The sequence below is a fragment of the Inquilinus limosus genome (assembly GCF_002195995.1).
Lineage (GTDB): Bacteria > Pseudomonadota > Alphaproteobacteria > DSM-16000 > Inquilinaceae > Inquilinus > Inquilinus limosus_C.
In genome coordinates this window covers 21,801-42,554 of the sequence record NZ_NHON01000034.1, presented here as the reverse complement: position 1 = coordinate 42,554, position 20,754 = coordinate 21,801, and the positions used below count along the sequence as shown (strand labels likewise).

Genomic DNA, 20,754 nt, shown 5'->3' with positions numbered 1-20,754 from the left:
GCCCAGATGGTGACAATCGCTGGCCTCGTCTTCCTGGCGCCCGCCATCCTGGCGGCGCTGATCCTGCTGCCGGTGATCTTCTGGCTGCTTCGGGTGACCCCGCCGGCGCCGCGGCGCCTGAGCTTCCCCGCCATCCGCCTGCTGCTGGGCCTGCAGGCGCAGGAGGAGACGCCGGAGCGGATGCCCTGGTGGCTGCTGGTCCTGCGGCTGCTGCTGGCGGCGCTGATCATCGTCGCCCTGGCCCATCCGGTGCTGAACCCCGGCTCCGCCTTGCCCGGCAGCGGCCCGGTGCTGCTGGTGGTCGACAATGGCTGGGCCTCCGGCAAGGGCTGGCCGGAGCGGCAGCAGGCCCTGCGCGATGCCGTCGACAAGGCGGAGCGCGCCGGCCGCGACCTGGTGCTGCTGGCCACCGCGCCGCAGGCCCCGGGCGAGCCGGTGACGGCCAGCCGGCTGCTGCGCCCGAGCGAGGCCCGCGGCCTGATCGACAGCTTGGCGCCCAGCCCCTGGCCGACCGACCGCGCGGCGGCGCTGAAGGCGGCCGATGCGCTGCGCCTGCCCGGATCGGTCCACGTCGTCTGGGCCAGCGATGGCATCACCGGCGAGAAGGAATCGGCCGGGGTGCGCGACTTCGCCGCCCGGCTGCAGCGCTTCGGCAGCCTGCAGGTGCTGGCCCCGCCGGCCTTCGGCCTGGCCCATCTGGTCGGCACACCGCAGGTGGTCGACACCGCCCTGACCGTGCCGGTGAAGCGCGCCGTCGCCGCCGGCGACGTGCCGCTGGTGCTGCGCGCCACGGCCGAGGACGGGCGCCCGCTGGCCCGCACCGAGGTGCGCTTCCCCGAAGGCCAGCGCCAGGCCGAGGCGCGATTCGACCTGCCGTCGACCGCGCGCAACGCCATCACCGCGGTGTCGATCGAGGGCGAGACCACGGCCGGCGCCACGGTGCTGGTCGATGAGCGCTGGCGCCGCCGGCCGGTCGGGCTGGCCACGCCGCAGGACACCGCTCGCGCCCAGCCGCTGCTGACCGAGAACTACTATCTGCAGCGGGCGCTGGAGCCCTTCGCCGAGATCCGCCGCGGCAGCGTCGCCGACCTCTTGGGCAGCACCCAGCCGACCGACCGGCTGGCCGCCCTGCTGCTGCCCGACGGCACCCTGTCGACCGAGGCCGACCGCCAGGCCGCGGAGCGCTGGATGGAGGGCGGGGGCGCCCTGATCCGCTTCGCCGGGCCGATCCTGGCCGCCAATCCGGACCCGCTGGTGCCGGTGCCGCTGCGCTTCGGCGACCGCACCCTGTCCGGCGCCATGTCCTGGACCGCGCCGATGCCGCTGGCGCCGTTCGCCGCCTCCACCCCGTTCCAAGGCCTGAGCATTCCGGACGACGTCCGCATCCAGCGCCAGGTGCTGGCCGACCCGTCGCCGGACCTGGCCGACAAGACCTGGGCCCGGCTGACCGACGGCACCCCGATCGTCACCGCCGAAAAGCGCGGCCGCGGCTGGCTGGTGCTGGTGCACACCACCGCCGGGCCGGCCTGGTCGAACCTCGCTTTCTCCGGCCTGTTCGTCGACATGCTGCGGCGCCTGGTGGCGCTGGGCAGCGGCATCGGCGGCGACAACGGCCAGGCCGCGCTGCCGCCAGTCCGGCTGCTGGACGGGTTGGGCCGGCTGGTGCCGCCGCCGCCGCTGGCCCTGCCGATCCCCGGCCCGGCCTTCGCCGGCACCGTGCCGGGGCCGGAGCATCCGCCCGGCTTCTACGGCACTGAGGACAGCCGCCGCGCCCTCAACCTGGGGTCCGCCGTGACCAGCCTGGAGCCGATCACCGACCTGCCGACGGGCGTCTCGGTGTCGGGCTATGAGGCCCCGGCCGAGATCGACCTGCGACCCTGGATCTTCGCCCTGGCCTTCGCGCTGCTGATCCTGGACGGGCTGATCGCCCTGTTCATGCGCGGCCTGCTGACCCCGCCGCGGCGCGCCACCACGGCGGCCCTGCTGCTGGCCGGCGCCGTCGCCGCGTCGCTGCTGGCGCCCGGCCCGGCCCGGGCCCAGGCGCAGGACGACAGCCGCATCATCGCCATGGCCAACCATGTGCGCCTGGCCTATGTCGAGACCGGACAGCAGGATGTCGACAGTGTCAGCCAGGCCGGGCTGGAGGGGCTGGCCCAGGTGCTGCGCGACCGCACCTCGGTCAATGCCGAGGGCGCCGTCGGTATCAATGTCGAGAGCGACGAGCTGGCCTTCTTCCCGCTGCTGTACTGGCCGGTGACGCCGCAGCAGCCGGCCCTGTCCGACGCCGCGATCGGCAAGCTGAACGCCTTCCTGCGCACCGGCGGCACCATCTTCTTCGACACCCGCGACCAGGCGATGGGCGGCGGCACGGCCCTGGCCGGACCCGGCGCCGAGAAGCTGCGCGAGCTGACCCAGGGCCTGGACATCCCGCCGCTGACGCCGGTGCCGCCGGACCACATCCTGACCCGCGCCTTCTACCTGATGCAGGATTTCCCCGGCCGCTACACCGGCGGCGACGTCTGGGTGGAGACCGCGGACGCCACGGTGAATGACGGCGTTTCGACCATCATCATCGGCGCCAATGACTGGGCCGGCGCCTGGGCTGTCGGTGCGGGCGGCGCGCCGATGCTGCCGGTGGTGCCGGGCGGCGAGCGGCAGCGCGAGATGGCCTATCGCTTCGGCGTCAACCTGGTGATGTACGCCCTGACCGGCAACTACAAGTCGGACCAGGTGCATGTGCCGGCGATCCTCGAGCGGCTGGGACAGTGACCATGGACGCTGCTTCGGTTGCTTTCGCCCCTCTGTTGCCCTGGACCGTCCTAGGCCCGCTGTTCGGCCTGGCCGTGCTGGCGCTGCTGGTCGGCGCCTGGCGCCGCGCGCCCGGGCTGGGCTGGCGCGCCCTCGCCTTCCTCGCCCTGGCCGCCGCCCTCTTGAACCCGTCGCTGGTGGAGGAGAAGCGCGACCCGATCCACGACGTCGCCGTGGTGGTGGTCGACCGCTCGCCCTCGGACCAGATCGAGGACCGGCCGGCCCGGATCGATGCCGCTTTGGCCGACCTGCGGACCAAGCTGGCGGCGTTCCCCGATCTCGACACCCGCTTCGTCACCGTCGGCGAGGGCGCCAACGCGCCGCTGGACGAGACCCATCTGTTCGAGGCGCTGGGCGCGGCCACGGCCGATGTGCCGCGGCGGCGCCTGGCCGGCGCCATCCTGGTCACCGACGGCCAGGTGCATGACGTGCCCACCGACCCGGCGGCGCGCACCGCCTTCGGCCCGGTGCACACGCTGCTGACCGGGCGGCCGGACGAATTCGACCGCCGCATCGTCGTGGCCCAGGCGCCGAGCTTCGGCCTGGTCGGCCAGGACGTGACCGTGACCCTGCGGGTGGACGACCTGCCGAAGGCCGAGCCCGGCGCCGTCGCCACCGTGACCGCGACCAAGGACGCCGGCGCGCCCGAGGCGCTGCAGCTGCCGGTCGGGCGCGACACCCAGGTGACCTTCCGCCTGGACCATGGCGGGCCGACCGTGTTCGAATTCGCGGTCGAGGGGCTGCCGGGCGAGCTGAGCCAGGCCAACAACCGCGCCGCCATCGTCGTCAACGGCGTGCGCGATCGGCTGCGCGTGCTGCTGGTGTCGGGCGAGCCGCATCCGGGCGAGCGCACCTGGCGCAACATCCTGAAATCCGACCCCTCGGTCGACCTGGTGCATTTCACCATCCTGCGGCCGCCGGAGAAGCAGGACGGCACCCCGATCAACGAGCTGTCGCTGATCTCCTTCCCGATCCGCGAGCTGTTCGAGACCAACCTCAAGGATTTCGACCTCATCATCTTCGACCGCTACCGGCGGATGGGGGTGCTGCCGAACCTGTATCTCGGCAACATCGCTCGCTACGTGCAGGAGGGCGGCGCCTTCCTCGAGGTCTCGGGTGAGGCCTTCGCCGAGCCGCTGAGCCTGTACCGCACGCCGATCGGCAACATCCTGCCGGCGGAACCGACCGGCGACGTGATCGAGCAGGGCTTCCGCCCGACGGTGACCGAGCTGGGCCAGCGCCACCCGGTGACGGCGACGCTGGACGGCTCCACCGGGGGCCCGGGCGGGGGGCCGAGCTGGGGCCGCTGGTTCCGCCAGATCGACGTGGTGCCGCATGGCGGCAGCGTGGTGATGACCGGGGCCGGCGGGCGGCCACTGCTGATCCTGAACCGGGTCGGCGAGGGCCGGGTGGCGCAGATGGCGTCGGACCAGATCTGGCTGTGGAGCCGCGGCTTCGAGGGCGGCGGCCCGCAGGCGGAGCTGCTGCGCCGCCTAGCCCATTGGCTGATGCGCGAGCCGGAGCTGGAGGAGAACGTGCTGCGCGCCGAGGCCGCCGGCCAGCGCATCGAGATCCGGCGCCGCAGCCTGGACCAGAGCAACCCGCCGGTCACCGTGACCGACCCGGACGGCAAGACCCAGAGCGTGACGCTGAGCGAAACCACGCCCGGCCTCTATGTCGGCCGGGTCAACGCCCAGGGGCCGGGCATCTACCGCGTCAGCGACGGCGACAAGACCGCGCTGGCGGTGGTCGGCACCCTGAATCCGCCGGAGCTGAGCGACATGCGGGCCGTCACCGACAAGCTGGCGCCGGTGACCGAGGCCAGCGGCGGCGGCGTCGCCTGGCTGGCCACCGACGGCGTGCCGACGATCCGCCGCACCCGGCCGGACCGGGCGGCGTCCGGCGCCGGCTGGATCGGCCTGCGCGGCAATGGCGACTACACCGTCACCGGCATGACCGAGACGCCGCTGCTGCCACCGCTGATCGCCCTGTTCCTCGGCCTCGGCGGACTGATGGCCGCCTGGCGGCGCGAGGGGCGGTAAGGGCCGCCCCCTCGGCGCCTCCGGCGGACGGCATTGCCGTTGCCTCCGGAAAAGCGTAGTATTTTAACAACATTCTATTCTTCGGACGATTGTTTCGGCTGTTCCAGCGAGCCCTTCGGGGAAGGCCAAGACGATGGTGGAATGGGAATTGACGGCGACGGAGCTCGCCAACTGCAATTGCTCCTATGGCTGTCCGTGCCAGTTCAACGCCCTGCCGACGCATGGGCATTGCCGCGCCGCCGCCGGCTTCCTGATCGAGAGCGGGCATTTCGGCGAGGTCAGCCTGGACGGGCTGCGCGGCGGCGGCCTCTATGCCTGGCCCGGGCCGGTGCATGAGGGCCGCGGCACCATGCAGCTGATCATCGACGAGCGGGCCGATGCCGCGCAGCGCGACGCGCTGCTCAGGATCATGACCGGCCAGGACACCGAGGAGATGGCGACGATGTGGTGGGTGTTCGCCGCCATGTCGCCGAACCGGCTCGAGACCCTGTTCAAGCCGATCGACATCGAGATCGATGTCGACCGCCGCCGCGGGCGCGTCGTCGTGCCGGGCGTGGTCGAGATCGAGGCCGAGCCGATCCGCAACCCGGTGACCGGGGCCGAGCATCGTGTCCGCATCGACCTGCCGCACGGCTTCGAGTACCGCCTGGCCGAGATCGGCAGCGGCACGACCAGGGCCCGCGGCGGGGTCGAGCTGAACCTGGCGGGCACCTATGCCCAGTTCGCCCGCATCCATCTCAGCAACACAGGCATCGTGGCGTAGCTGGCGGGGATGGACACCAGCGCCCCCTCCGCGATCGAGGCGGTGCTGCGTCGCGACCGCCTGGTGACGCTCATCGCCCTCGCCTGCGTCTGCATCGCGGCCTGGACCTCGATCGGCTTCGGGGTCGGCGCGGAGATGCACGGCCCGGACATGCCCGGCATGGCGATGGACCCCGCGGTCCCCATGCCCTGGACCGGCGCCACCTTCGCCCTGATGGCGGCGATGTGGGCGGTGATGATGGTGGCGATGATGCTGCCCGGGGCGGCGCCGATGGTGCTGACCTACGCCGCGCTGCAGCGCCATCGCCGCCGGGCGGCCCCGCATGGCGCGACCCTGCTGTTCGCGCTCGGCTATCTCACGGTCTGGACCGGCTTCAGCGTGCTGGCCGCGGCCCTGCAGTGGCGGCTCGATGCGCTGGCCCTGCTGTCCCCGGCGATGGCGGCCGCCGACACGGTGCTGGCCGGCGGCACCCTGGTGGCGGCCGGTGCCTGGCAGGTGGCCTCGCCGAGGCAGGGCTGCCTCGTCCGCTGCCGGTCGCCGGTCGAATTCCTGACCCGGCACCACCGGTCCGGGCCGTTCGGCCTCGGCCTGCGCCACGGCCTGTTCTGCCTCGGCTGCTGCTGGGCGCTGATGCTGCTGCTGTTCGTCGGCGGCGTGATGAATCTCGCCTGGGTCGGCGGCATCGCGCTGTTCGTGCTGCTGGAGAAGACGATCCCCGGCGGCCCCTGGCTCGGCCACGCCGCCGGCATCGGCTTGATCGCCTGGGGCGGCTGGATGCTGATGGCGGCGGCGTAGGCCGGGATCGCCCGGCCCACGCCGTTCCGCCTCAGTTCATCACGATTTCGACCCGGCGATTCTGCGGCTCGCGCACGCCGTCGGCGGTCGGGACCAGCGGGTCGGATTCGCCGACGCCGCGCACGATGATCAGGTTGTCGGCGACCCCGTCGGCCACCAGTTCGCGCCGTACCGCCTCGGCCCGGCGCACCGACAGCGCCTGGTTGTAGGCGTCGGTGCCGGACCGGTCGGTGTGGCCGGTGACGTCGATCCGGGTCGATTCGCCTCGCAGCGCGTCGGTGGCGGCGGAGGCGACGATCGACCGCGCCTCCGGCGTCAGGCGCGAACTGTCGAAGTCGAAGAACACCAGATAGCTGCGCTGGCCGGTGTCGACCGGTGTCTCAGGTGCGGGCTCGCCCGAGGCAGCGCCGAAGTCGAAGACGTATTTGACGCCGGCCAGGATGGTGTGGTGGGCCGGGGCATCGAGCTTGACCTTGGTGTCGCCTGACGTGAACTCGGCATCGGTCTCGCCGAAATAGCGGTACTCCACATTCACGGCCAGCTTCGGCGTGATGTAGTAGGACACGCCGGCGATGCCCTGATAGGCGAAGAGCGGCGAATCGTAGTCGAAGTCGATATTCGCGTCCTTGGCCTTGACCTTCCAGTTGTTGAAACCGACGCCGATACCGCCGCCGACATAAGGCACGAAGGGCGAGCCGAACTCGAAATCATAATAGACATTGGCCATCAGGCCGATGGTCCGCTCATGGCCCTTGACGTTGACCTTGACGTCGTCAGCGCCGGGAACGGTGATGAACCGGTTCAGCCGGAAGGAATCATAGCTGAGCCTAGTCGTGCCGATGTCGTTCTGGCGGAAGCTGCCTTCGAGATCGGCGCGAATCGCCCCGAAATCATAGCCGATATAGATATTGCCGGCGGGCGCCGTGTCGAAGCCGACATCGGCATGGCCATCCGTGCGCGGGTCGTCGATGGTCCAGCGCTGGTCCTGCCGGAGGTTCACGCCGGCGCCGGCCCCGAGATAGATCCCCCTCGCCTGCTGGGCCATGCCGGGCGTGGCCAGCAGCACGGCAAGAGTCCCTGCCGCGCACAGAGCCAAAATCTTCATGTGCCGCCATCCTGGTCAGAGTTCGGGCCAGGGTGCCTGTTCCCGGCATCTCGATGCAGGGTTTCGCTCGGCCCCCGCCGCATCAATACGGAGGGTTCGAGAGGCGATCAACCTGAAAACAAAGGATTCGATACGAACATCTGGCGACATCTTTACCAGATCGAAAGGTTTGGATGTGAATCGATCTTTAGTTCATCTTTAATCAAATGCCATGCAACTGGCGCGAATCCTGTCCAGCCGCCGGGCGATCTAGCGCCGCCGGCAGTCGAACAGGTGGTTGCGGTTGACGCGGAAGCGGCGGCGCAGATGCGGGCGCAGCAGGGCCCGGCTGTCGACCGCCATCGGCGCCAGCCCGGCAGCCGCCAGCCGGTCGGGGAAATCGCGGCCGTTGATGCGGTAGTGATAGGGATGGCCGAAGCGGCGCATCCGCTCGGCGGGGTCGGCGATCCCCGCCCCCTCCTGCGTCGGCCCCTTCGGGTCGAACGGCACCATCAGCACGGCGCGGCCGCCCGGGCGCAGCACCCGCGCCAGTTCGGCGATCGCCGCCGCATCGTCGGGGATGTGCTCCAGCACATGGTTGGCGATCACCACGTCGAAGGTGCCGTCGGCGAAGGGCAGCGCCGTCAGGTCGGCCTGGACATCGGCGAAGGGGTTGAAGCGGTCGAGCGAGCGATAGCGCAGGTTCGGCAGGCCGCGCAGCCGCGCCTCCAGCCACGGCTCGGGCGCCGCATGCAGCACCCGGTGCCGACCGGTCAGCAGGTCGGTCCGGGCGGTGAGGTAGAGCCAGAGGAAGCGGTGCCGCTCGACGCTGCCGCAGCCGGGGCACATGGCGTTGCGCCGGCCCTCCAGGCCGAAGCGCAGGAAGCGGCGGGCCCGGGTGCCGCAGATCGGGCACTCCAGCACGCCCGGCGGCCCGGCGGGCGCCCGCGGCCGGGCGTAGAGCCGCTCGCGCCGGTACACCGCCGCCTCGTCCAGCCGGTCGCGGGCGATGGCGCCGACGACGCGGCCGAGGTCATGCAGCATGCGACGGCTCCCGCGCCGCCTTTTCGCCCCCGCCCCCTCCCGGGCCGTCGCCGTTCGCCGCCTCGTTGCGGGCGCCGTCGCGCTCGCGCACCGCGGTCGCCAGCACCTGCACCGCCTGCGGCAGCGAGATGTCGGTCGCCGGCTGGAAGGCGAGGCCGGCCTCGCGGAACGCCTTCCAGATGGCGAAGCGCAGATCGGTGCCGACGCCGGCGAAATTGTCGACATCCGAGATGTGGCAGCGCAGCTCGAGGTCCAGGGTGCCGGAAGCGAAGCTCTTGAACGCCACCACCGGCGCCGGGAAGGCGCTGATGCGCTTGTCCTCCTTGGCAATCGCCAGCAACATCTCGCGCGCCTTCTCGACATCGGCCGAAGCGGCGATCGACACCGGGATGTCGACCCGGCCGTTCTTGTCCTTGTGGGTCCAGTTGACGACCTGGGACGAGATCAGGTTGCCGTTCGGCACGATCACCGAGGCGCGCTGGAAGGTCTGGATCTCGGTAGCGCGGACGCTGATGCGCCGCACCGTGCCCTCGGCCCCGCCGACCACCACCCAGTCGCCCACCTTCACCGGCCGCTCGACCAGCAGGATCAGGCCGGCGACGAAGTTCTGGACGATGTTCTGCAGGCCGAAGCCGATGCCGACCGACAGGGCGGAGGCGATCAGGGCCAGGTTCGACAGATCGAGCCCCAGGAGGCCGACAGCGAAGATGGCGACGATCAGCCCGCCGAGATAGCCGATGCCGGTGCGGATCGAGTTCTTCAGGCCGCGGTCGATCTGCAGCTTCTCGATGAAATGCGTGTCCAGCCGGCGCTGCAGGAAACGGGTGGCGACGATGCCGACGGTGAAGGCGACGATGGCACCCAGGATGTTCAGGGGCGCGATGCGGACGCCGCCGACCGTCGCCCCGTCCAGCACCGCCGTGCCGATCGCCGACAGGTCGGTGCCACTGAGCCCCAGCACCGGCGCCAGCGCCACCAGCGCGGCCAGGCCGATGACGATGTCGGTGCAGAGGCCGGTGCCGGTCTCGAACACCCATAGGCCGCGATCGTTGGGGAACAGCGAATGGCGCATCCGGGCCATGCGCCCGACCGGCTGGGTCAGGAACCGGCCGATCGCCTCCTGCGCCACGCTGCGCAGGATCAAGGCAGCGGCGCCGATGCCGATCGCGGCGGCGAGCAGATAGGTGATGTAGAGCGCCAGCTTCTGGTAGCCGATCACCGCGACAACCAGCACCGCGACGGTCAGGAGGGCGGCCAGGATCCGCGCGCGTGGCCAGCGCCCGGACGGCCGGGCGGCCGCCCGCGCGTCATCGGCCGGCTCCCCCTCCGGCAGGGCTTCGAGATCGGCGCGATAACCCCACAGCGATCCCGGCAGCAGGGACAGCAGCGCCAGCGCGCCGGCAGCCAGCGCCGACGCCACCAGCAGCGACCGCAGCTCGTTCTGCATCAACACGCGGCCGTCGGCGATGGCCAGCGTCACCCCGGCCACGGCCCAGACCACCGCCGCCGCCCGCAGCCGGCGGCACAGGGTGCGGGCCGAGGCGTCGGTCAGGTCGATCAGGCGCCAGGGCGGATCGTCGGGCGTCAGCGCCGCCGAGATCGCGGCCGAGGCGACGAAATAGGCGACGATGCCCCAGGCCAGGACCCCGAGGACGATCAGGGCGACATAGCTGGCCGGGCGGTCGCCGAGCCAGCCGGCGCAGACGATCGCGACCGCCAGCGTCATCATCGCCGGCAGCACGCCATGGGCGACGGTGTGCACCAGCGCCGCGGCCACCCGGCGCCGCAGGGTCGGCACGGTCTCGGAGGGGCGGCGGCCGAAGCGCCCCAGCAGCCAGCGCCGCGCCAGCCAGCCGATGCCGAGGACGGCGGCGGCGAACAGGATGCGGCGCGCGATCTCGCCCACCCCGTCCCAGCCGGGGCCGGACCGGTCCTGCAGCGGCAGCAGCAGCCGAGCGCCGAGATAGCCGGCCTGGTCGGGGATCGGCTCCCAGGTCTTCGGGTCGAAGGCGGCCGGCGCCACCGTCAGCAGGTCGCGCCGGAACTGGTCGACGCGGGCGGCATCGGCGGTCTGCTGCAGGATCTGGACCTGGGTCTTGATCGCCTCGGCCTGCCGCACCTGCCCGGAGAACTTGGCGATGGCATCCGCCAGCTGCTGCCGCTGCTTCGTCACATCGGCCGTTTCCGGCGGCGCGCCTTCCGCCGGCGGCGGGCCCAGCGCGTCGCTGACCTGCTTGATCTTGCCGAGGGTGTCATTCGCGGCATCGGCTGCCGCCTGGGCCTGGTCGCTGACGGCGGCCAGCTGGGTGCGCAGCCCGTTGTAGTCGTCGTCGGACAGGTTCTGCACCGACAGCTTGACGTAGAGTTGCCGCAGCGTGCTCTGCCACCCGGCGTTCTGCTGGTCGAAATCCGGGTTGGTCTGGGCCGCGGCCGGCAGGGCGGCGCAGACCAGGCCGAACAGCAGCAGCAGGCGGGGGAACAGCGCGCGAAGGGTCATGACCGGCCGGGTGAATAACCGCGATGGGGTGGGAGAAGCCTCCACCCTGCATGCCAAAGCGGCGACAAGAAGGCGAGACCGCCTGGCGTCGCAGCAGCAATGCATCCGATTACCGGGCGAAGCGGGACGCGATCAGGCCGTGGCCAGGGACGGGGGCATCTTGCTATGAATGCGGGATCAATCGGCCGGGGCGCGCCCACCTGGCCGGCACGGTGAGAAACGATCGATCGGGGAGACCCCATGAGCAGCGACACCAGCCTGTTTCCCGTGTCCGATGACTGGGCCAAGCGCGCCTGGGTGGATGCCGCCCAGTACAAGGCGATGTATGAGCGCTCGATCAGCGATCCCGAGGGCTTCTGGGCCGAGCACGGCAAGCGCGTCGACTGGATCAAGCCCTTCACCAAGGTGAAGGACACCAGCTACACCGGCGACGTCCATATCCGCTGGTTCGCCGACGGCACGCTGAACGCCGCGTACAACTGCATCGACCGGCACCTGGCGAAGCGCGCCGACCAGACCGCGATCATCTGGGAGGGCGACGACCCCAAGGACAGCCGCCACATCACCTATCGCGAGTTGCACGAGCAGGTGTGCCGGCTGGCCAACGTGCTGAAGGCACGCGGCGTCAAGAAGGGCGACCGGGTCACCATCTACCTGCCGATGATCCCGGAGGCGGCCTATGCCCTCCTGGCCTGCGCCCGGATCGGCGCCGTCCATTCCGTGGTGTTCGGCGGCTTCTCGCCCGACAGCCTGAAGGACCGCATCCTCGACTGCGGCTCGACCGTGCTGATCACCGCCGATGAGGGGCTGCGCGGCGGCCGCGCCGTGGCGCTGAAGGCCAATGCCGACGAGGCGCTGAAGAGCTGCCCGGAGGTCGACAGCGTCATCGTCGTGCGCCGCACCGGCGGCAAGGTCGGCTGGACCGAGGGCCGCGACCTCTGGCTGCACGAGGCTGCCGCCAAGGTCTCCGCCGACTGCCCGCCGGAGGAGATGGGGGCCGAGGATCCGCTGTTCATCCTCTACACCTCCGGCTCGACCGGCAAGCCGAAGGGGGTGCTGCACACCACCGGCGGCTATCTGGTCTACACCGCGATGACGCACCAGTATGTGTTCGACTACCATGACGGCGACATCTACTGGTGCACCGCCGATGTCGGCTGGGTCACCGGCCACAGCTACATCCTGTACGGGCCGCTGGCCAACGGCGCCACGACGCTGATGTTCGAGGGCGTGCCGAACTATCCGGACACCTCACGCTTCTGGCAGGTGGTGGACAAGCACAAGGTCAACATCTTCTACACCGCCCCGACCGCGATCCGCGCCCTGATGCGCGACGGCGAGGAGCCGGTGAAGACCACCAGCCGCGCCTCGCTGCGCCTGCTCGGCTCGGTCGGCGAGCCGATCAACCCCGAGGCCTGGCTGTGGTACCACCGCGTTGTCGGCGACGGCCGCTGCCCGATCGTCGACACCTGGTGGCAGACCGAGACCGGCGGAATTCTCATTACCCCGCTGCCCGGCGCCATCGCCCAGAAGCCCGGCTCCGCCACCCTGCCCTTCTTTGGCGTCGAGCCGCTGATCGTCGACAATGACGGCAAGCCGCTGGACGGCGCGACCGAGGGCAATCTCTGCATCGCCGACAGCTGGCCCGGCCAGATGCGCACGGTGTTCGGCGACCATGAGCGCTTCGTCCAGACCTATTTCTCGACCTTCAAGGGGCTGTATTTCACCGGCGACGGCTGCCGCCGGGACGAGGACGGCTACTACTGGATCACCGGGCGGGTCGACGACGTCATCAACGTCTCCGGCCACCGCATGGGCACCGCCGAGGTCGAGAGCGCGCTGGTCGCCCATGCCAAGGTGGCCGAGGCCGCGGTGGTCGGCTATCCGCACGACATCAAGGGCCAGGGCATCTACGCCTATGTCACCCTGATCGCCGGCGAGGCACCGACCGAGGATCTGCGCAAGGAGCTGGCGCAATGGGTGCGCAAGCAGATCGGCCCGATCGCCACGCCGGACCTGATCCAGTGGGCGCCGGGCCTGCCGAAGACCCGCTCCGGCAAGATCATGCGCCGGATCCTGCGCAAGATCGCCGCCAACGAGCATCAGGCGCTGGGCGACACCTCGACCCTGGCCGACCCGGCGGTGGTGACCGACCTGGTCGACAACCGGATGAACCGGGGGTAGGCGCCGCTTCGCGACGGGAGAATGCCGTGTGGACCGTTGAAGACGCGAAGGTCCATCTGTCCGAAATCCTGCGGCGCGCCAGGGCTGGCGAGCCGCAGGTGATCGGAACGCGAGATCCCTGCGTGGTGATCTCCGCCGAGGCTTTCGCCGCGTTGACGAGACCTGACGACCAACATCTCGGCTGCTGGCTGATCCAGCATGCGCCTTCCGGGATCGAGATCGAGCTGCCTTCTCGTAAGTGAGGATCCCTCGGCTGCAGGCTATGGAGCTCGCAGATCAGTCGGTGTAGTACGCGTCGCCTCTCCCGCTTGCGGGAGAGGTCGGAGCCGCGCCAGCGGCTCCGGGTGAGGGCTTCGCGGCGGTGAAGCCCGGATCACCGCTACAGGATGGGCTGGTTCGTGCGCTCGCTCGCGGCGAGGCCTGTGAGCGCGGCAAGGCCGCTGGCCCTCACCCGGACATCCTTCGGATGTCCGACCTCTCCCGCAAGCGGGAGAGGCCACGCATAGCACCTTGCGATTGCCGGTCAGGCACGCACCGTCGCCGCGCGCAGCCTGACATCGGTGCGCGGGCCGGCGCCGGGGCGGAGCAGTGTCACCAGCAGCGCGGCGACGAGCCCGGCCGCCGCGAGCACATAGAGCCCCGCCGCGGTGGACTGGAAGCCCTGCTCCACCGCCGTCTTGACGTTCGGCGCGAAGAAGCCGCCGAGATTGCCGATGGCATTGATCGCGGCGATCCCGCCCGCGGCCGCCGCGCCGCCGAAATAGCCGGTCGGGAAGGTCCAGAAGATCGGCTGCGAGGTGATGATCCCCATCGTCGTCAGGCACAGCGCCGCGATGGCGATCGCCGGCGGCGCATTGGCCGAGATCACCAGGCCGGCGGCAATCCCCAGCAACGAGACGAAGGCGAAGCTGCGGCGGTAGCCGGTGCGCACCGCGAGGCCCGGCCAGAATGTCGCCGCCACGATGGCGCAGGCCCAGGGAATCGCCGAGACCAGGCCGACCATCAGCCCGACCTTCATGTCCAGCAGGGCGGCGACCTGGGTCGGCAGGTAGAAGGCGACGCCGTAGCCGCTGATCTGGATCAGGAAATAGATCGCCGCGAAATGCAGCAGCCTGGGGTCGGTCAGCACCGCGCGGAAGCCGACCCGGCCGGCCGCCTGCTTCTCCCGCTCCTCCGCCGCGATCGCCCGGCTCAGCGCCTCGCGCTCCTCGGCCGACATCCAGCGCGCCTCGGACGGGCGGTCGGTGAGATAGAAATAGGCCCAGACGCCGACCAGGGAGGCGAGCAGACCCTCGATCAGGAACATCAGCTGCCAGCCATGCAGGCCGAACAGCCCGTCGAGGTCGAGCAGCACGCCGGAGACCGGGCCGCCGAGCATCAGCGCCAGCGGCGAGCCGAAATAGAACAGCCCCATCACCCGGCCGCGCGCCTTGGCCGGGAACCAATAGGTCATGAACAGGATCGCGCCGGGGAAGAAGCCGGCCTCGGCCGCGCCGAGCAGCAGCCGGATCACCGAGAAGGCGGTCTCGCCATGGGCGAAGGCCATGGCCGCCGCGACGATGCCCCAGGTCACCATGATCCGAGCCATCCAGACCCGCGCCCCGACCCGATGGAGGATCAGGTTGCTGGGCACCTCGAAGGCGGCATAGGTCAGGAAGAAGATGCCGGCGGCGAAGGCGAAGACCGCGTCGCTGATGCCGGTCGAGGCCTGATAGGCCTGCTTGGCGAAGCCGATATTGGCCCGGTCCAGATAGGCCATCATGTACATCAGGATCAGGAACGGCACGAGCCGCCACGTCGCCCGCCGGATCGCACGGTCCAGCACGGCCTCGTCCGGCGGCGCCGCTGCCGGCGCCGGTGGTGTCGTCGTCATCTTGGCTCCCTCTCGGCTGCTTTGGTTTCGCCCGGGCCGGTCCGGGCGATCGGGCTACAGGACCTTGCCGGGGTTGAGCAGCCCGCGCGGGTCCAGCGCGTCCTTCAGCCGGCGCATCAGCGCCAGCTCCGCCTCGCTGCGCACATAGGGCAGGAACGGCTTCTTGGTCAGGCCGATGCCGTGCTCGGCCGACACCGTGCCGCCGAATTCGCGCACCATGGCGTAGACGGTCTCGACGATCTCCTGCTTCGGCTGCGGCTCGACGCCGGGCACGCCGGCGACGATGTGCAGGTTGCCGTCGCCGATATGGCCGTAGAACAGCGCGAAGATGCCGGGCAGGCGCTGCTCCAGCGCCGCGCGGCAGGCCCGGACGTAGTCGTCCATCGCCGCCACCGGCAGGCCGATGTCGAAGGATTCATGCGGCCCCAGCACCTGTTTGAACTCGGCCGCGGCGTCGCGCACGCCCCAGAAAGCGCGGATGTCGCTGAGCGACTGCGCCACCGCCGCATCGGCGATCACGCCCTCCTCGGCCTGGCGTTCGAGCCAGGCCTGGAAGCGCGGCCCGTCCACCGCCTCGTCGATGCCCTGCGCCTCGACCAGCACATAGCCGGCATGGCCGCCGGAGATCGGGCTGCGGATGCCCGGCACCTTCTGCGTCACCACGTCCCAATAATCCGGCCACATCACCTCGAAGGCCGACAGCAGCGGCCCCAGCCCGCGCCGGGCGGCGTTCAGCAACCGGACCGTGTGCTCGTAGCTGGACAGGCCGCACAGCGCCGCCATGGTGCAACCCGGCTTCGGAAACAGGCGCAGCACCGCCCGGGTGATGACGCCCAGCGTGCCCTCGCTGCCGATGAACAGGTGCTTCAGATCGTAGCCGGCATTGTTCTTCAGCATCTTGTTGAGGCTGGTGACGACCTCGCCGCCCGGCAGCACCACCTCGATCCCCAGCACCATCTCGCGCGCCATGCCGTAGCGGATCACCCGGTTGCCGCCGGCATTGGTCGAGAGGTTGCCGCCGATGGCGCAGGAGCCGCGGGCGCCGAGGTCGAGCGGGATGAAGAAGCCGGCCTCGTCCGCCGCCTGCTGCACCGCCTGCAGCGGCGTGCCGGCCCGCACCGTCATGGTGGCGGAGGCGGTGTCGACCTCCTCCACCCCCACCATCCGCTCCAGCGACAGGGCGACCGAGCCGGCGACCGGCCGCGCGCCGCCGCACAGCCCGGTCAGCCCGCCCTGCGGCACCACCGGGACGCCGTGCTCGGCACAGATCCGCATCGCCGCGGCCACGCCCGCCGTGTCGACGGGGCGGACCACCGCCAGCGGCCGCAGCGGGCCGAGCGTGCTCCAGTCGGATTCGTTGCGCGGCGGAATGTCGGGGCCGGCCAGGACCGAAGCAGCGCCGAGCGCGGCGGCCAGGGACGGGATCAGGGCATCCGGAAGCCGGTCGGGGGCCGTCGCCTGCTGCACCATCCTGTCCTCCCTCTCGCCCGGACCTGCCGTCCGCGCTTCGCCGCGCCGGGGATGCAATGCCTATTCCGGGCATCCAATCCGCTGTTTCATGTCAGACATAACATCTGACATGTTAGTGAGGCAATGGTGAATGTCGGACAAACCGTTCAGGCACGGGAAAGCGCCCGCGCCCGGCCGCGCGGTGACCTGTCAGCAGGGCTCGGAGGACGGAAAGGACGGTCAGGCGACGGCGCGCAGCGCCACCACCGCCACGACGCCGACCAGGATGGTGGCCAGCAGCGGCAGGCGGGTGGCGGCAAGGGCGGTGACCAGCGCCGCCGCGGTCTCGGGCCAGCCGGTGGCCAGCACCATCGGCGCGATCACCGCGGTCAGCACCGCCGGCGGCGCCGCGTCGAAGGCCGCCTTCATCCGGCCCTGCAGCCGCAGCCGCCCGGCCAGGAACAGGCCGGAGATCCGGGTCAGATAGGTTACCGCCGCCATGCCCAGGATGGCGGCCAGGGTCGCGGGATCGACGCTCACGCCGGCACCTCCTCGGGCTCCGCGGCCAGCCAGGCGGCGGCGATGCCGGCCAGCGCCCCGGCCGCGACATGCCAGGGCGGGCCGGCGAAGCGGTAGACCAGCGCGGCGGTGACCAGGCTGGCGGCGATGGTGAATGTGCTGCGATGGCCGCGCCAGAAGCCGACCACCAGGCCGATGAACAGGGCGGTGAAGGCGAAGTCGGCGCCGATCCGGGCCGGGTCGCCGATCGCCGCGCCGACCACGGCGCCGAGCGTCCCCCACACCAGCCAGTTCAGGTAGAAGAACCCGCCCATCCCCAGGAAATAGGCCGGCGTCAGCGCGCGCCCCGCGGCCCGCCGCTCCGCCATCGCCCAGTTCTCGTCGGCCAGCACGGCATAGCCGAGCAGGCGCTGCCCCCAGGTGAAATGGCCGGTGCGGCGGGCCAGCGACAGGCTCATCAGGATGTGGCGGGAGTTGATCAGCAGGGTCGACACCACCAGCGTCGCCACCGGCACCGGCCAGGACCACAGGTCGATCGCCGCGAACTGGGCACCGCCGGCGAAGACCAGCGCACACATCAGCGCCATTTCGGCCGGCGACAGACCCTTGGCGGCGCCGAGCGCGCCGCAGAGCAGGCCGATCGGGATCGCGGCGATGGCGGGCGGGAGGATGTCGCGGATGCCGTCCAGGGCATCGCGCCGGAGGTCTCGGGTCATGCGGCAGCCGATGGGGTCAGGGGTGGAAGCCGGCCCGGTAGGCGCCGGGGGCGACGCCGAGCCGCGCCTTGAAGGCGTGGGTCAGATGGGCCTGGTCGCAGAAGCCGGTGGCGGCCGCGACCTCGGCCGGCGCCTCGCCCGCCCGCAGGCGGCGGCGGGCGGCCTGAACGCGCAGGTTCAACAGATAGGCGTGCGGCGTCATCCGCAGCTCGCGCCGGAAGGCGCGGATCAGGTGGTGGCGCGACAGCCCGGCCTCGGCGGCGAAATCGTCGAGCGACAGCTCCTCGGCGTAGCGGTCGCGCATCAGCTGGGTCACCCGGGCGATCCGGCCCGAATCCGAAGCCGGCTCGGCCGGGCGGAACGCGGCGTGGCGGATCAGGCAGCGGCCATAGGCGCGCAGCAGCAGCTCGTCCATCGCCAGGGCGTCGCCCCTGGCCTGGGCGGCGAAGGCCTCGGCGAACAGGGCCACGGTGTCGGGGTCGTGCACTGCCGGCTGGGGGAAGAACGGCGTCTCGGTCACCGGCCGGCCGGCAATCTCCGACGCCAGGCGCCGCATCAGCGCGACCGAAGGATAGGTCATGCGGTAGCGATAGCCGCCGCCATAGGGCTCGCCGTCATGCGCGTCCTCCGGGTTGACCAGAGCGAGGTCGCCGGGGCCGCCATAGCGCTGCTCGCCACGGGCGAGGAAGGTCTCGCAGCCGGCGAAGATGCCGCCAATGGCGTAGGTCTCGTGCATGTGCAAGGCATAGCGATGGATGCGGAACGTCGCCTCCAGGCATTCCAGCCCGTCGAAGCCCGACGCCGTGAAGAACCGCGACCGCTCGCCCTGCGCGAGCGGCTCGGCCGCCACCGCCTGTTCCTGCGTGATGCTGTCCATCGGCCCGATCATAGGGCCGGCGCCGGACGCGTCTTGTAGAAAATCGGCATGGCGGAGCGGGCCCGCTTTGCACCGTCACGACCGATACACCCAGCGGGCATTGGCGGCGGACACGCTGCCGGGGCGATAGTCTGGCGGTACCAAGGGGCCCGTACCACAGGAAACGAACGCCATGAGCACGATCAAGGAAGTGCAGTCCTGGAGCGCCGAGGGCTATGCCCGCAACGCCCGCTTCGTCGCCGACCTCGGCCAGCCGGTGCTGGAGCTGCTGGCGCCGAAGCCCGGCGAGCGCATCCTCGATCTCGGCTGCGGCGATGGCGCCCTGACCGCCAGGCTGGTGCGGGCCGGCGCCATTGTGGTCGGCGCCGACGCCTCGGCCGAGCTGGTGGCCGCCGCCCGCGCCCTGGGGCTGGACGCCCGCATCGCCGACGGCCAGGCCCTGGCCTTCGGGCCTGAGTTCGACGCCGTGTTCAGCAACGCCGCGCTGCACTGGATGAAGGGCGCCGACGCCGTCATTGCCGGCGTCCGCCGCGCGCTGAAGCCGGGCGGCCGCTTCGTCGGCGAGTTCGGCGGCCACGGCAATGTCGCGGCGATCGTCACCGCCCTGGTCGCGGCGCTGAACGCCCGCGGCCTGGACGGCGCCGCCCGGTTCCCCTGGTTCTTCCCGACCCCGGCCGAATACGCCGCGAAGCTGGAGGCGCAGGGCTTCCGGGTCGACAGCATCGGGCTGGTGCCGCGGCCGACGCCGCTGCCCACCGGCATGCGCGGCTGGCTGGACACCTTCGCCAACCCCTTCCTGGGCGGCATCGACGACGCCGACCGCGCGCCGATCCTGGATGAGGTGCAGGCGCTGCTGGCGCCCAGCCTGCGCGACCAGTCCGGCAACTGGAGCGCGGATTACGTCCGGCTGCGCTTCGCCGCGACGCTGGCGCCGTGACCGCGGCGGCGGAGGCCGAGAGCGGACGGCGCGGCGAGGCGGTCGGCTATCTGCTGGCGATCCTCGGCGTCCTCGCCTTCTCCACCCGGCCGGTGCTGATCCGGCTGGGCTATGCCGAGGGTGTCGACGCCGAGACGCTGCTGGCGCTGCGCATGGGCCTGTCGCTGCCCTTCTTCGTGGCGATGTGGGCGTGGAGCCGGCGCCGCGCCGCGGGGCCGCTGTCGCCGGGCGACCTGCTGCGCACCGCGGCCCTGGGCCTGCTCGGCTACTGGATCGCCAGCTATTGCGATTTCCTGGGGCTGCGCACGGTGCCGGCCGGCCTCGGCCGGATCATCCTGTTCCTGTACCCGACCTTCGTGCTGGCGCTGTCGGCGCTGCTGCTCGGCCGGCGGCCGCAGCGGCGGGAGATGCTGTGCCTGCCGGTCGCCTATGCCGGGCTGGCCCTGGTACTGGACGCTTCCGCCGCCGGATTCGACGCGGCCCGGCTGGGCGGCGCCGGGCTGATCCTGCTCAGCGCGCTGGCCTATGCCGGCTATCTGGTGGGGGGCAGCAGCACGGTGCCGCGGATCGGCAGCACGCGCTTCACCGCCATCGCCATGATGGCGGCCTGCGTCGCCTGCATTGCCCAGTTCTTCGTGCTGCGCCCGGCCGACCACCTGCTGGTGTCCGGCAAGGTGCTGGGCATCGCCGCCTGGATCGCGCTGATCGGGACGGTGCTGCCGGTCTGGGCGACGAGCGAGGCGCTGAAGCGGATCGGCGCCACGCGGGCGGCGCTGCTGGGGGCGCTCGGTCCCGTCTCGACCATCCTTCTGGCCTGGGCCGGGATGGACGAGGCGATGACCGGGCTTCAGGTTGTGGGGGCGCTTCTGGTGCTCGGCGGCGTCGGGCTGCTCACCCTGCCGCGCCGCCGGCCGGAGGCTAAGACAACGCGGCGACGATCGCCGTGATGATGCCGAGGACGGCCGGGATCGCCACCCAGGCGACCGCGACCTCCGACCAGGACACGCAGGCGGACCGGCTCTCCGATTTCGAAGTACGCCAGCCGCCGCTCTGCGCCACCGTATCGTCCGGCGCGAAGCCGGTCGTTCCGATGAGGCTCATTTCTCCAACTCCGCGCTGCATTCCAGCGCAACGCCCCGGCCGGACATCCGACCGAGGCGCGTCCT

General features: G+C 71.3%; 17 protein-coding genes. 8 read left to right on the top strand and 9 right to left on the bottom strand.

Annotated elements, in window-relative coordinates; all coding sequences use genetic code 11:
- Window positions 1-6: 6 nt before the first annotated feature.
- The 4 genes from BWR60_RS18640 (at window position 7) to BWR60_RS18625 (ending at window position 6,408) form a co-directional block, all read left to right on the top strand.
- A complete protein-coding gene (locus BWR60_RS18640) occupies window positions 7-2,769 on the top strand; it encodes a DUF4159 domain-containing protein (RefSeq protein WP_088152532.1) in 2,763 nt (920 codons plus the stop codon).
- Window positions 2,770-2,771: 2 nt separating this feature from the next.
- Window positions 2,772-4,850, top strand: coding sequence for a hypothetical protein (locus BWR60_RS18635; protein WP_088152531.1), 2,079 nt, complete (start codon window positions 2,772-2,774; stop codon window positions 4,848-4,850).
- A gap of 148 nt (window positions 4,851-4,998) precedes the next feature.
- Window positions 4,999-5,613 carry a DUF1326 domain-containing protein gene (locus BWR60_RS18630; protein WP_218823574.1) on the top strand — a complete coding sequence of 205 codons (615 nt, stop codon included), beginning with the start codon at window positions 4,999-5,001 and terminating at the stop codon, window positions 5,611-5,613.
- Between the two features lie 9 nt (window positions 5,614-5,622).
- Window positions 5,623-6,408, top strand: coding sequence for a DUF2182 domain-containing protein (locus BWR60_RS18625; RefSeq protein WP_088152529.1), 786 nt, complete (start codon window positions 5,623-5,625; stop codon window positions 6,406-6,408).
- A 31-nt stretch (window positions 6,409-6,439) separates the two neighbouring features.
- Here the strand turns inward: BWR60_RS18625 and BWR60_RS18620 are convergent, their stop codons facing one another.
- The 3 genes from BWR60_RS18620 to BWR60_RS18610 form a co-directional block, all read right to left on the bottom strand.
- Window positions 6,440-7,513 (bottom strand): OmpA family protein, encoded by a 1,074-nt coding sequence (locus tag BWR60_RS18620; RefSeq protein ID WP_088152528.1) that lies wholly within the window; start codon window positions 7,511-7,513, stop codon window positions 6,440-6,442.
- A gap of 249 nt (window positions 7,514-7,762) precedes the next feature.
- Window positions 7,763-8,536, bottom strand: coding sequence for a class I SAM-dependent methyltransferase (locus BWR60_RS18615; RefSeq protein ID WP_088152527.1), 774 nt, complete (start codon window positions 8,534-8,536; stop codon window positions 7,763-7,765).
- Entirely contained in the window at window positions 8,526-11,033 is a 2,508-nt protein-coding gene (locus BWR60_RS18610) for a mechanosensitive ion channel family protein (RefSeq protein ID WP_179221834.1), read from the bottom strand. Before BWR60_RS18610 ends, BWR60_RS18615 begins: the two co-directional genes overlap by 11 nt.
- A 240-nt stretch (window positions 11,034-11,273) precedes the next feature.
- On the opposite strand from BWR60_RS18610, the gene acs reads away from it, so the two are divergent.
- Together acs and BWR60_RS18600 are read left to right on the top strand one after the other, a co-directional pair.
- Entirely contained in the window at window positions 11,274-13,217 is a 1,944-nt protein-coding gene (gene acs, locus BWR60_RS18605) for an acetate--CoA ligase (protein ID WP_088152525.1), read from the top strand.
- Window positions 13,218-13,243: 26 nt separating this feature from the next.
- Window positions 13,244-13,459 (top strand): type II toxin-antitoxin system prevent-host-death family antitoxin, encoded by a 216-nt coding sequence (locus BWR60_RS18600; protein ID WP_088152524.1) that lies wholly within the window; start codon window positions 13,244-13,246, stop codon window positions 13,457-13,459.
- A gap of 281 nt (window positions 13,460-13,740) precedes the next feature.
- Here BWR60_RS18600 and BWR60_RS18595 read toward each other — a convergent pair whose 3' ends face one another.
- The 5 genes from BWR60_RS18595 to BWR60_RS18575 all read right to left on the bottom strand — a co-directional run bounded on the left by BWR60_RS18595 (window position 13,741) and on the right by BWR60_RS18575 (window position 18,651).
- Window positions 13,741-15,090: an MFS transporter gene (locus BWR60_RS18595; protein ID WP_088152523.1), complete on the bottom strand. Its 1,350-nt coding sequence runs from the start codon at window positions 15,088-15,090 to the stop codon at window positions 13,741-13,743.
- 54 nt (window positions 15,091-15,144) lie between these two features.
- Window positions 15,145-16,560, bottom strand: coding sequence for an FAD-binding oxidoreductase (locus BWR60_RS18590; RefSeq protein WP_088152522.1), 1,416 nt, complete (start codon window positions 16,558-16,560; stop codon window positions 15,145-15,147).
- 219 nt (window positions 16,561-16,779) lie between these two features.
- Window positions 16,780-17,079, bottom strand: coding sequence for an AzlD family protein (locus tag BWR60_RS18585; protein ID WP_088152521.1), 300 nt, complete (start codon window positions 17,077-17,079; stop codon window positions 16,780-16,782).
- On the bottom strand, window positions 17,076-17,774 hold the full coding sequence (locus BWR60_RS18580) for an AzlC family ABC transporter permease (protein ID WP_088152520.1): 699 nt from the start codon (window positions 17,772-17,774) through the stop codon (window positions 17,076-17,078). The genes BWR60_RS18585 and BWR60_RS18580 overlap by 4 nt, the downstream gene beginning before the upstream one ends.
- A gap of 16 nt (window positions 17,775-17,790) precedes the next feature.
- Window positions 17,791-18,651: an AraC family transcriptional regulator gene (locus BWR60_RS18575; protein ID WP_179221833.1), complete on the bottom strand. Its 861-nt coding sequence runs from the start codon at window positions 18,649-18,651 to the stop codon at window positions 17,791-17,793.
- 172 nt (window positions 18,652-18,823) lie between these two features.
- Here BWR60_RS18575 and BWR60_RS18570 point away from each other — a divergent pair, with 172 nt between their 5' ends.
- Window positions 18,824-19,588 (top strand): class I SAM-dependent methyltransferase, encoded by a 765-nt coding sequence (locus tag BWR60_RS18570; protein WP_088152518.1) that lies wholly within the window; start codon window positions 18,824-18,826, stop codon window positions 19,586-19,588.
- Window positions 19,585-20,535: a DMT family transporter gene (locus tag BWR60_RS18565; RefSeq protein WP_088152517.1), complete on the top strand. Its 951-nt coding sequence runs from the start codon at window positions 19,585-19,587 to the stop codon at window positions 20,533-20,535. Before BWR60_RS18570 ends, BWR60_RS18565 begins: the two co-directional genes overlap by 4 nt.
- Here BWR60_RS18565 and BWR60_RS18560 read toward each other — a convergent pair.
- Window positions 20,507-20,689 (bottom strand): hypothetical protein, encoded by a 183-nt coding sequence (locus tag BWR60_RS18560; protein WP_088152516.1) that lies wholly within the window; start codon window positions 20,687-20,689, stop codon window positions 20,507-20,509. The two genes, BWR60_RS18565 and BWR60_RS18560, sit on opposite strands and share 29 nt — an antisense overlap.
- Window positions 20,690-20,754 lie beyond the last annotated feature (65 nt).